The following is an 11,794-nucleotide window of genomic DNA, read 5'->3' on the forward strand; positions in this document are numbered from 1 at the left end:
GTCGGTAGGAATGCAGCACGGCAAGTACCGTTTCATCGTGGGGTTCCTGGCGGCACCCCTCGCGCTCTACGCGCTCTTCGTCATCTGGCCGTTCATCCAGTCCATCTACTACTCGCTCACGGACTGGAGCGGACTGAGCCCCGAATTCGGCTTCGTCGGATTCGACAACTACAGCAGAATGCTGGACGACGAGATCTTCTGGAAATCGCTCCAGCACAGTCTGACCCTCGCGGTGGTGCTGCCGCTGGTGACCGTCGGACTCGCGCTGTTCTTCGCGTTCATGCTCAATGTCGGCGGTCGGCGCCGCCGTGGAGCGGCCATCGCCGGTGTGCGCGGATCAGCCTTCTACAAGATCGTGTACTTCTTCCCGCAGGTGCTGTCGATCGCCATCGTCGCGCTGCTCTTCCAGTTCGCCTACAACCCGAATAGCGGAGCCATCAATTCCGCTCTGAAGCTCGTGGGCCTCGGCAGTATTCAGCCGGACTGGCTGGGCGATCCGAAACTCGCCCTCATCTGTGTGATGGCGGTTCTCGTCTGGTCCACGGTCGGCTTCTTCGTCGTCCTCTTCTCGGCCGGCATGGCGTCCATTCCGAGGGACTTCTACGAGGCCGCGCTGCTCGACGGCGCCAACCGCTTCACGACCTTCTTCAAGATCACCCTGCCGCTGCTCTGGGACACCGTGCAGTCCGGCTGGATCTACATGGGCATCCTCGCACTCGGCGCGGAGTCCTTCGCCGTCGTCCAGATCATGACCGTCGGCCCCAACGGCGGCGGGCCCGACTACTCCACCGTCGTCCTTCCGCTGTACGTGTACCAGAAGGCGTTCCGGGACGGTCAGGCCGCCTACGCAACGACCATCGGTGTCGCGCTCCTTCTCGTCACCCTGGCCTTCGCGGCCATCGTGATGAAGCTGGGCCGGCGCGAGCGGCTGGAGTTCTGATGAAGACGACCGACACTGCCACCCCCGGCGTCGAGACCCCCGGCCCCTCGGGGGGCTCGGGGCCCGTGGTGACCAAGACGGCGCCGCCCGCGCCCCGCAAGGAGTCCAAGAGCGAGGGCGCGGTCCTCAACGTCTTCTCGCACGGCGTCCTGATCATCTGGGCGATCATGGTCGTCATGCCGCTGCTCTGGGCGGTCATGACCTCGTTCAAGACCGACCGGGCGATCTTCACCTCCCCGTGGTCGCTGCCCGACAGCCTGCACTTCGAGAACTGGTCGCGCGCCTGGTCCCAGGCGCACATGAGCGACTACTTCATGAACACGATCGTGGTCGTCGGCGGCTCGCTCATCGGCACGCTGCTCTTCGGCTCGATGGCGGCGTACGTGCTGGCCCGCTTCGACTTCCCCGGGAACCGCTTCATCTACTTCCTCTTCATCGGAGGGATGAGCTTCCCGATCATCCTGGCGCTCGTGCCGCTCTTCTACGTGATGCAGAACATGGCCCTGCTCAACACCCCGCACGGCCTGATCCTCGTCTACATCGCGTACTCGCTGCCCTTCACCGTCTTCTTCCTCACGGCCTTCTTCCGCACGCTGCCGACCTCGGTGGCGGAGGCGGCCTTCGTGGACGGCGCGTCGCACACCAGGACCTTCTTCCAGGTGATGCTGCCGATGGCGAAGCCGGGCCTCATCAGCGTCGGCATCTTCAACTTCCTCGGCCAGTGGAACCAGTACCTGCTGCCCACGGTGCTCAACACCGAGCAGGACCAGAAGGTGCTCTCCCAAGGCCTGGTCCAGCTCGCCACGAGCCAGGGCTACAAGGGCGACTGGTCAGGCCTTTTCGCCGGTCTGGTGATGGCGATGCTCCCGGTTCTAGCCGCGTACATCATCTTCCAGCGGCAGGTGGTCGCCGGTCTGACCGCCGGCGCCGTGAAGTAACCGGACCCGCTGCCTCCAGGGCCCCCGGCGCACCCGCGCCGGGGGCCCCGCGCGTCATGTGACACAGACCCTCCGCACCTCAAGGTCTTGACGGGGAGCAAGCCGAAAGCGTCCCCTTAGAGTTCACATGTTGGAGAAAACGGTGGGAGTGAGTGAGTCGATGGAGACTCCGGGATCGCAGACGTCTCTGCACAGGGCCAATCTCGAACGGGTCGTCCGGGCGGTGCGCATGGCCGGCTCGCTCACCCAGGCGGAGATCGCCCGGGCGACGGGACTGTCCGCCGCGACGGTCTCCAACATCGTCCGGGAGCTGAAGGACGGCGGCACCGTCGACGTCACGCCCACCTCGGCGGGCGGCCGCCGGGCCCGCAGCGTCTCGCTCTCCGGTGACGCCGGCATCGTGATCGGCGTGGACTTCGGCCACACCCACCTCCGGGTCGCCGTCGGCAACCTCGCCCACCAGGTGCTCGCCGAGGAGGCCGAGCCGCTCGACGTGGACGCCTCCGCCGCCGAGGGCTTCGACCGGGCGGAACAGCTGGTCAAGCGGCTGATCCTGGCCACCGGGATCGGCCCGGACAAGGTGATCGGCGTCGGGCTCGGCGTCCCCGGCCCCATCGACGTCTCCTCCGGGACCCTCGGCTCGACCTCGATCCTGCCGGGCTGGAGCGGGATCAACCCCGCCGAGGAGCTCTCCGGCCGCCTGGGCGTCCCCGTGCACGTCGACAACGACGCCAACCTCGGGGCGCTCGGCGAACTGGTCTGGGGCAGCGGGCGGGGCGTCAAGGACCTGGCGTACATCAAGGTGGCGAGCGGCGTCGGCGCCGGCCTCGTCATCGACGGGCGGGTCTACCGGGGCCCCGGCGGCACCGCGGGCGAGATCGGGCACATCACGCTCGACGAGTCGGGCCCGGTCTGCCGCTGCGGCAACCGCGGCTGCCTGGAGACCTTCACGGCCGCCCGGTACGTCCTGCCGCTGCTCCAGCCCAGCCACGGCCCCGATCTGACCATGGAACGCGTCGTCCAGCTGGCCCGCGAGGGCGACCCCGGCTGCCGTCGGGTGATCGCCGACGTCGGGCGGCACATCGGCAGCGGTGTCGCCAACCTCTGCAATCTTCTGAATCCGAGCCGGGTGGTGCTCGGCGGCGACCTGGCAGAGGCCGGGGAGCTGGTCCTGGCGCCCATCAGGGACTCCGTCTCGCGGTATGCGATCCCCAGCGCCGCCCGGCAGCTCTCGCTGGCTCAGGGGGCCCTGGGAGGCCGCGCGGAAGTGCTCGGTGCCCTGGCCCTCGTACTGAGTGAAATGGGCGATTCGACCCTGTTGGAGAGTGCCCTTCCGACGGCCGCTCCGGCCTCACGCCTTGCGTTCACTTAGATAACGAACACCACCGTTGTCATCTCGTTAAGGATTTACTTCTTGACGTCGGTGTGACGGCCGAGTTGACTTCGTGCCACCTCGGCCGCAACGTCGCGGCCTCGTCAGGGAGGCAACCCCAATGAACGCAGTGACGCGTCGCGCCGTCATAGCCACGGCCGCGGTGTCGATGGCCCTCTCGCTCGCCGCCTGTGGCCAGGCCGGCGGCGACGACAGCGGTGACAAGGGCAGCTCGACCAAGATCGGCCTGCTCCTTCCCGAGAACAAGACCTCGCGCTACGAGGCTCTGGACAAGCCCCAGTTCGAGAAGGCCGTCAAGGCCGCGTGCGGCGACTGCGAGGTCGTGTACAACAACGCGGTCTCCGACGTCGTCAAGCAGAAGCAGCAGTTCGACCAGCTGATCGCCGACGGCATCAAGGTCATCGCGCTCGACCCGGTCGACGCGACCAAGGCCGAGGGCTGGGTCACCGAGGCCAAGGCCAAGGGCGTCAAGGTCGTCGCGTACGACCGCGCCGTCAAGGGCGCCGACGCCTACGTCAGCCACGACAACAACAAGGTCGGCGAGCTCCAGGGCCAGGCGCTCCTCGCCGCCCTCGGCGCCAAGGCCGCCTCCGCCAACGTCGTGATGATCAACGGCGACGAGAAGGACCCGAACGCCGGTCTCTTCAAGAAGGGCGCCCACACCGCCCTCGACGGCAAGGTCGGCAAGATCGCCTACGAGGCGTCCGGCGAGTGGGACCCGAAGATCGCCGGCGAGAAGATGTCCGCCGCGATCTCCCTGCTCCAGGGCAAGGACCTCGGCGCCCAGGGTGCGACCGACGGTGTGCCGTCGACCCTGTTCCCGCCGGTCGTCGTCGACAAGACGAACATCCAGACCACGGTGATCCAGGACGGCATCTACAAGGCCGCCGACCTCTGCACCTCGGACCTGGCCGCCAAGTGCACGGAACTGGGCATCAAGTAGTCCCTGAGCCGAGCCCGCCGGGCCCCCGAGGGCCCGGCGTCACGGATCCCGACACCGGCCCGCGTACAGAGGCTGAAGCCCCGGACACGGGGTGAAGAGCCCCGCCGAGGGTGACACCCCCGCCAGAGGGTGAATCCCCCGCCGGACGCCCGGCGCCCGTCGACACGATCCGTCCCCCTGCCCGTCCGGCCCCCGGCCGACCCAGACCCCGCTGTCGGTCCGGGGGCCGGACGAGCTCAGCCCCCCCTCGAACTTTGGCGCTGCACCGGCGGCGCGACATGCCGCCGCCCGCAGGCGGCGAAGGAGTTGGTTCACGTGTCCCAGACGCAGGCGCCCGTGCTGGCGTTGCGCGGGATCTTCAAGCGGTTCGGAGCGGTTCAGGTCCTCTCCGGTGTCGATCTCGAAGTCCACGCAGGAGAGGTCGTCGCGCTCGTCGGCGACAACGGAGCGGGTAAGTCCACGCTGGTCAAGACGATCGCCGGTGTACACCCGATCGACGAGGGCGTCATCGAGTGGGAGGGCGAGCAGGTCGAGATCCAGCGCCCGCACGACTCCCAGAACCTCGGTGTCGCGACCGTCTACCAGGACCTCGCGCTCTGCGACAACCTCGACGTCGTCGCCAACCTGTTCCTCGGCCGCGAGATCAAGAAGGGCGGCGTCCTCGACGAGGTCGCCATGGAGAAGCGGGCCAAGGACCTGCTCTCCACGCTCTCGATCCGCATCCCCAGCGTCCGCATCCCCGTCGCCGCGCTCTCCGGCGGTCAGCGCCAGGTCGTCGCCATCGCGCGCGCCCTGGTCGGCGACCCCAAGATCGTGATCCTCGACGAGCCGACCGCCGCCCTCGGCGTCGAGCAGACCGCCCAGGTCCTCGACCTGGTCGAGCGGCTGCGCGAGCAGGGCCTCGGCGTCATCCTCATCAGCCACAACATGGCCGATGTGAAGGCCGTCGCCGACACCGTGGCCGTGCTCCGCCTGGGCCGCAACAACGGCACCTTCCCGGTGGCCACCACCACGCACGAAGAGATCATCGCCGCGATCACCGGTGCCACGGACAACGCCGTGACCCGCCGTCAGGCCCGCAACGCGGAGGTAGCGAAGTGAGCAACACCCCTCCCACCGCGAGCGAAGAGGCAGCGGTGCCCGAGCCCCGTACCCCCGACGAGACGACCCCGGTCAGCGAGGTCCCGGCCGCCGCCGCGATCCCCGCCGTCGACCCCCGCCTCCTCGTCCGCGAGCAGGGCTTCAAGGGTTACGTCGAGGAGTTCAAGCGCAAGATCCGCTCCGGTGAGATCGGCTCGCTGCCCGTCGTCGTCGGCCTGATCGTCATCGGCATCGTCTTCCAGGCGCTCACCGGCAACTTCATCACCTCGTACAACCTCGACCAGATCACGCTGTACGCGGTCGGCCCCGGCATCATGGCCGTCGGCATCGTCTTCGTGCTGCTGCTCGGCGAGATCGACCTCGCCGTCGGCTCCGTGGCGGGTCTGGCCGGCTCGGTCTGGGGCGTCCTCGGCACCGACATGCCGGACGGCCTCGCGATCCTCCTCGGCATCCTCTCGGGCACCCTCCTCGGCGCCTTCCACGGTCTGGTCTTCGCCAAGATCGGCGTGCCCGCCTTCGTCGTCACTCTCGCGGGCTTCCTCGGCTGGGCCGGTCTCCAGACCTGGGTGATGGGGGACAAGTCCACGATCCCCACCCCGATCGGCAGCTTCGTCGCCGACCTCACCAAGTACTACTTCTCCGACGTCGCCGCCGCCTACGGCCTCGCCGTGGCCGTCGTCGCCGCGTTCTACCTCGCCCAGCTGCGCGACTCCCGCCGCCGCAAGTCCGCCGAGCTGCCGCACCGCCCGCAGAGCGAGATCATCCTGCGCACCGCCGTCCTCGCGGTCCTGGTCCTCGTCGCCGCGTACGGCTTCAACCAGGAGCAGGGCCTGCCGCTCTCCCTGGTGATCTTCCTGGTCATCCTGCTCGTCACCGACTTCGTGCTGCGCCGCACCACGTACGGCCGGCAGGTCTTCGCCGTCGGCGGCGGCATCGAGGCCGCCCGCCGCGCCGGTATCAACGTCTCGTGGATCCGGATCTCGGTGTTCATGATCTCCGGCACGATGGGCGCGATCGGCGGTCTGTTCCTCGCCTCCGCGACCGGCGGCGCCGACCGCTCCCTCGGTGGCGGCAACCAGCTGATGATGTGCATCGCCGCGGCGGTCATCGGCGGTACGTCCCTGTTCGGCGGACGCGGCAAGGTCTGGTCGGCGCTCCTCGGCATCCTGGTCATCCAGTCGATCGTCCAGGGCCTCAACCAGATGAACCTGTCCTCGAACGCGATCCAGTACATGATCACCGGAGCGGTCCTGCTCATCGCCGTGATCATCGACTCGGTCTCCCGCAAGACGCAGAAGACGGCAGGACGCGCCTAGGGACCCCGTCCCGCGCGCGTAACGCTCGCCACACCGCCCGGCGCCGTGAAACCGGCGCCGGGCACTGCTGCGTCCGGAGCAGTACCCCGATCCGCGGGGAGCCGTACGGATCAGCGTTCAGAGCCGTACAGATCAGCGACATGTAGGCCGTGGGGGTGACGCGTCACCCCCCGGCCCGATGCCCACGATCCAAGACGGAACATTAGACTCGACAAATCGGCAAGCTCGACCAGCTCAAACGCAAGGAGGCACGGGTGGCTCTGCTGACCCGTATCAGGGGACCGCGAGATCTGGACCGGCTCTCCCCGGAACAGCTGGATCAGCTGGCCGACGAGATCAGGACGTTCCTCGTGGACGCCGTCTCCAAGACCGGCGGGCACCTCGGGCCCAACCTCGGCGTGGTCGAGCTGACCATCGCCCTGCACCGCGTGTTCGACTCCCCGAAGGACAAGGTCCTCTGGGACACCGGCCACCAGAGCTACGTCCACAAGCTGCTCACGGGCCGCCAGGACTTCTCGAAGCTCAAGATGAAGGGCGGCCTCTCCGGCTACCCCTCGCAGGCCGAGTCCGAGCACGACGTCATCGAGAACTCGCACGCCTCCACGGTCCTCGGCTGGGCCGACGGCCTCGCGAAGGCCAACGAGGTCCTCAAGAAGGACGACCACGTCGTCGCCGTCATCGGCGACGGGGCCCTCACGGGCGGCATGGCCTGGGAGGCGCTGAACAACATCGCCGCCGCGAAGGACCGCCCGCTCGTCATCGTCGTCAACGACAACGAGCGGTCCTACGCGCCCACCATCGGCGGCCTCGCCAACCACCTGGCGACCCTGCGCACCACCGACGGCTACGAGCGCTTCCTCGCCCGCGGCAAGGACATCCTGGAGCGCACCCCCGTCGTCGGGAAGCCGCTCTACGAGACCCTGCACGGCGCCAAGAAGGGCCTCAAGGACTTCATCGCCCCGCAGGGCATGTTCGAGGACCTCGGCCTCAAGTACGTCGGACCCATCGACGGCCACGACATCGAGGCCCTGGAGTCCGCCCTGACGCGCGCCAAGCGCTTCGGCGGCCCCGTGATCGTCCACTGCCTCACCGAGAAGGGACGCGGCTACCAGCCGGCCCTCCAGGACGAGGCCGACCGCTTCCACGCCGTCGGCAAGATCCACCCCGACACGGGCCTGCCCATCTCCTCCTCCGGCGCCGACTGGACCGGCGTCTTCGCCGAGGAGATGGTCGCGCTCGGCAAGGAGCGCGCGGACATCGTCGCCATCACGGCGGCCATGCTCCAGCCCGTCGGTCTCGACAAGTTCGCCAAGGCCTTCCCCGAGCGGGTCTTCGACGTCGGCATCGCCGAGCAGCACGCCGCGGTCTCCGCCGCGGGCCTGGCCACCGGCGGTCTGCACCCGGTCTTCGCGGTCTACGCGACCTTCCTCAACCGCGCCTTCGACCAGGTCCTGATGGACGTGGCCCTGCACAAGTGCGGCGTCACCTTCGTCCTGGACCGCGCCGGCGTCACCGGCACCGACGGCGCCTCCCACAACGGCATGTGGGACATGTCGATCCTCCAGGTCGTCCCCGGCCTGCGGCTCGCCGCCCCGCGCGACGCCGACCAGGTCCGCGCCCAGCTGCGCGAGGCCGTCGAGGTCACCGACGCCCCCACCGTGGTCCGCTTCTCCAAGGGCGCGGTCGGCCCCGCCGTACCCGCCCTGCGCCGCGTCGGCGGCATGGACGTGCTCCGTGAGCCCGGCTCGGACCGGCCGGACGTCCTCCTGGTCTCGGTCGGGGCGCTCGCCCCGATGTGCCTGGAGATCGCCGACCTGCTGGACCGTCACGGCATCTCCACCACGGTCGTCGACCCCCGTTGGGTCAAGCCCGTCGACGAGGCCCTCGCCCCGCTCGCCGAGCGCCACCGGGTCGTCGTGACCGTCGAGGACAACAGCCGCGTCGGCGGCGTCGGCTCCGCCGTCGCCCAGGCACTCCGCGACGCCGGGGTGGACGTTCCGCTGCGTGACTTCGGCATCCCGCCGCGCTTCCTGGACCACGCCTCCCGCGGCGAGGTCCTGGCGGAGATCGGTCTGACCGCCCCGGACATCGCCCGGCAGGTCACCGGTTTGGTCTCGCGTCTCGACGGCAGATTCGAGACCAGCGCGCAGGCCGTGGAGCCCGCCCGCGACTGACGGTCACGGTCACCCCGCGTCACCCGGGGGCCGATCGGTTCACTCTTCGGAGTGCCGATCGGCCCTTTCGCGTGCATTCTGACCACAGGGCGGGCAGCCCCATGGCAGGGAGGTACGACGAGTGAGTACGGACCAGCAGCCACGCGCCAACAACGGCGTGTTCCGGACCAAGACGGTCGAGCAGTCCATCCGTGACACGGAGGAGCCGGAGCACGCGCTCAAGAAATCCCTGTCCGCATGGGACCTGATGGTGTTCGGCGTCGGAGTCATCATCGGCACCGGCATCTTCGTCCTCACGGGCAAGGTCGCCAAGGAGAACGCCGGCCCGGCGACGGCGCTCGCCTTCATCGCCGCCGGCATCGTGTGCGCCCTCGCCGCCCTGTGCTACGCCGAGTTCGCCTCGACGGTGCCGGTGGCGGGATCGGCGTACACCTTCGCGTACGCCTCCATCGGCGAGCTGCCCGCCTGGATCATCGGATGGGACCTCGTCCTGGAGTTCGCCCTCGGTACGGCGGTGGTCGCCGTCGGCTGGTCGGGATACGTCCGCTCGCTCATGGACAACATCGACTGGCACCTACCCGCGGCGCTCGAAGGCCCTGACGTGCCGGGCGGAACCTTCGACATCCTGGCCTTCCTGCTTGTCCTGGTGCTGACGGTCGTCCTCGTCCTGGGCATGAAACTCTCCGCCCGGATCACCGCGCTCGTCGTGGCGATCAAGGTGACCGTGGTGATGATCGTGATCGTCGCCGGCCTGTTCTTCATCGTCGGCGACAACTACGAGCCCTTCATCCCGCCGGCCGTCACCCCCGAGGGCGGCGGCTCCAACTGGGACGCGCCACTCGTCCAGCTGCTCTTCGGGTACGAGGCGACCAACTTCGGCGTCATGGGCATCTTCACCGCCGCCTCGGTCGTCTTCTTCGCCTTCATCGGCTTCGACGTGGTGGCCACCGCCGCCGAGGAGACCAAGCTCCCGCAGCGGGACATGCCCCGGGGCATCCTCGGCTCGCTCTTCATCTGCACCGTGCTCTACGTGGCCGTGGCCCTGGTCGTCACCGGTATGCAGCACTACACGGAGCTGTCCGTGAGTGCCCCGCTCGCCGACGCCTTCAAGGCCGCCGGGCATCCCTTCTACGCGGGCGTGATCAGCTTCGGCGCCGCCGTCGGCCTCACCACGGTCTGTCTGATCCTGCTGCTCGGCCAGACCCGGGTGTTCTTCGCGATGAGCCGCGACGGACTCCTGCCGCGCTTCTTCTCCAAGACGCACCCGCGCTTCAAGACCCCGTACCGGCCGACCATCCTGCTCGGTGTGATCATCGCCATCGTCGCCGGCTTCACCAGCATCAACGAACTCGCGACCCTGGTGAACATCGGCACACTCTTCGCCTTCGTCGTCGTCGCGTTCGGCGTCATCGTGCTCCGTCGCACCCGCCCCGACCTGCCGCGCGCCTTCCGTACCCCCTGGGTGCCCGTGCTGCCGATCCTCTCCATCGCCGCCTCGCTCTGGCTGATGCTCAACCTGCCCGGCGAGACCTGGTTCCGGTTCGCGGTCTGGATGGTGATCGGCATCGTCGTGTACTTCCTGTACGGGCGCAGGCACAGCCGGCTCGGGCAGGAAGGCCAGGCCGCGAAGTACTGAGCGGGCCGTAAGGCGGCGATACCGCAGGCGCGGAAGGGACCGTTCGACGGGGCGGCTACAGTCGGCTCGTACCCGAACTCCTTCCGACGACCGGAGTGCTGGATCTCCCCATGGCTAATCGATCCCAGGCCCCCAACGCCCCTTCCGACGGCTCCTCCACCGCCCCCCTGCTCCAGGGTGACTGGCTGACCAGAGGGGCGGAGGGCCGGTTCAGCGCCTACCTGCCCAGGGACGGAGAGGTGGTGCGCTGGACCGAGCAGCCCGACGGATCCTGGAGCGGACCCGTCTCGCTCGGAGGCCCCGGACCCGCCGGCGGCCTCACCCCCTTCCTCGCCGTCGGCCAGGGCGTGGACCGGTACGTCCATCTCCTCGCCCTGCGGCCCACCGCCGGGGAAGAGGGGCACGTCGAGCTCGTCCACAGCGTCCAGTTCCAGACCGGCCGCCCCGCCCTGGAATGGCGCTCGATCGGGCACTCCAACGGCAAGGGGCCGTGGACCGGCAACCCCGCCGTCGCGGTGGACGGCCGAGGCCGCGTGTACGCCTTCATGCGCAACGGCGGCGGCGGACTGAGCGTGCGGGCCCAGAAGGACGCCGGCGGCTGGCACCCCTGGTGGGACCTGCTCGGATCGAAGACCGATCCCTCGCCGGTCGCGATCACGAACGGCTCCGGCTTCGTCGAGCTGTTCAGCTCGCACGCCAAGGGCCTCGTTCGCTACGTCCAGCGCGAGTCCGGCGCCCGGCCGCTCCGCGAGGAGCTGCTCCCGGCGTCGGTGACGATGGGCACCCTGGCGGCCACGACCGGCCCCTCCGGCCACGTCACCCTCTTCTACCTGGACCAGGACGGTCAGGTCCGTGCCTGGTCGCCGGAGCGGTCCCTGGAGCCCACGGTCCTCGGCAAGGCCGTCGGCACCGGACGGCTCTCGGCCGGCCGCTGTCTCATCGACGGCTCCGAGCAGACGGTCCTCGCCCAGCAGTCCGCCGACGGCCGGCTCGCGCTCGCCGCCTTCCCGAGCGAGCAGGAGACCGAGGGCATCCAGTGGTCGGAGACCGGGGAGCGGCACGGCGAGCTCGCCGCCGTCCTCACCCGCGGGGGCGACGGGCGTCTGGTCGCGATGGCCAGGGTCGGCACGGGCGCCCCGATCACCACCCGCCAGAAGGCGTCGGCCGAGGGCCTGGTCCTGGAGGGCTGGCGCTCCATAGGGTGACGCCCCGAGGAGCTCCCCGGGCACGCCGGGGAGCTCCCGAAGAGCGGACCCGACGCCACGCGAGCGGTTCCACGGGAACGTCCTCACGTGAACGGCCCCGGCACCTGGAGAAGGTGCCGGGGCCGTTCACGTACGCCCTGGGGCGCGA

9 protein-coding genes are annotated in these 11,794 nt (G+C 69.3%); all 9 read left to right on the top strand.

Annotated elements, in window-relative coordinates:
* The first annotated feature begins 10 nt into the window (after positions 1-10).
* The 9 genes from IF00_RS0128595 (at position 11) to IF00_RS0128635 (ending at position 11,646) form a co-directional block, all read left to right on the top strand.
* A complete protein-coding gene (locus IF00_RS0128595; RefSeq protein WP_030322933.1) occupies positions 11-940 on the top strand; it encodes a carbohydrate ABC transporter permease in 930 nt (309 codons plus the stop codon).
* Positions 940-1,878: a carbohydrate ABC transporter permease gene (locus IF00_RS0128600; protein WP_030322935.1), complete on the top strand. Its 939-nt coding sequence runs from the start codon at positions 940-942 to the stop codon at positions 1,876-1,878. Before IF00_RS0128595 ends, IF00_RS0128600 begins: the two co-directional genes overlap by 1 nt.
* A 160-nt stretch (positions 1,879-2,038) precedes the next feature.
* Positions 2,039-3,250, top strand: a complete 1,212-nt coding sequence (locus IF00_RS0128605; RefSeq protein ID WP_030322937.1) for an ROK family transcriptional regulator — start codon at positions 2,039-2,041, stop codon at positions 3,248-3,250.
* A 121-nt stretch (positions 3,251-3,371) separates the two neighbouring features.
* Positions 3,372-4,214: a substrate-binding domain-containing protein gene (locus tag IF00_RS0128610; RefSeq protein ID WP_051820655.1), complete on the top strand. Its 843-nt coding sequence runs from the start codon at positions 3,372-3,374 to the stop codon at positions 4,212-4,214.
* Between the two features lie 306 nt (positions 4,215-4,520).
* A complete protein-coding gene (locus tag IF00_RS0128615; RefSeq protein WP_030322939.1) occupies positions 4,521-5,315 on the top strand; it encodes an ATP-binding cassette domain-containing protein in 795 nt (264 codons plus the stop codon).
* Complete coding sequence (locus tag IF00_RS0128620) at positions 5,312-6,631, top strand: sugar ABC transporter permease (RefSeq protein WP_030322940.1); 1,320 nt, start codon at positions 5,312-5,314, stop codon at positions 6,629-6,631. Before IF00_RS0128615 ends, IF00_RS0128620 begins: the two co-directional genes overlap by 4 nt.
* A 254-nt stretch (positions 6,632-6,885) precedes the next feature.
* Positions 6,886-8,805, top strand: a complete 1,920-nt coding sequence (gene dxs, locus IF00_RS0128625) for a 1-deoxy-D-xylulose-5-phosphate synthase (RefSeq protein WP_030322941.1) — start codon at positions 6,886-6,888, stop codon at positions 8,803-8,805.
* 121 nt (positions 8,806-8,926) lie between these two features.
* Positions 8,927-10,441 (top strand): amino acid permease, encoded by a 1,515-nt coding sequence (locus IF00_RS0128630; protein WP_030322942.1) that lies wholly within the window; start codon positions 8,927-8,929, stop codon positions 10,439-10,441.
* Positions 10,442-10,551: 110 nt separating this feature from the next.
* A complete protein-coding gene (locus tag IF00_RS0128635) occupies positions 10,552-11,646 on the top strand; it encodes a PLL family lectin (protein WP_030322944.1) in 1,095 nt (364 codons plus the stop codon).
* The last annotated feature ends 148 nt before the right edge of the window (positions 11,647-11,794 follow it).

Origin of the sequence: Streptomyces flavochromogenes, assembly GCF_000717595.1 — a bacterium.
In the GTDB taxonomy this organism is placed as follows: domain Bacteria; phylum Actinomycetota; class Actinomycetes; order Streptomycetales; family Streptomycetaceae; genus Streptomyces; species Streptomyces flavochromogenes.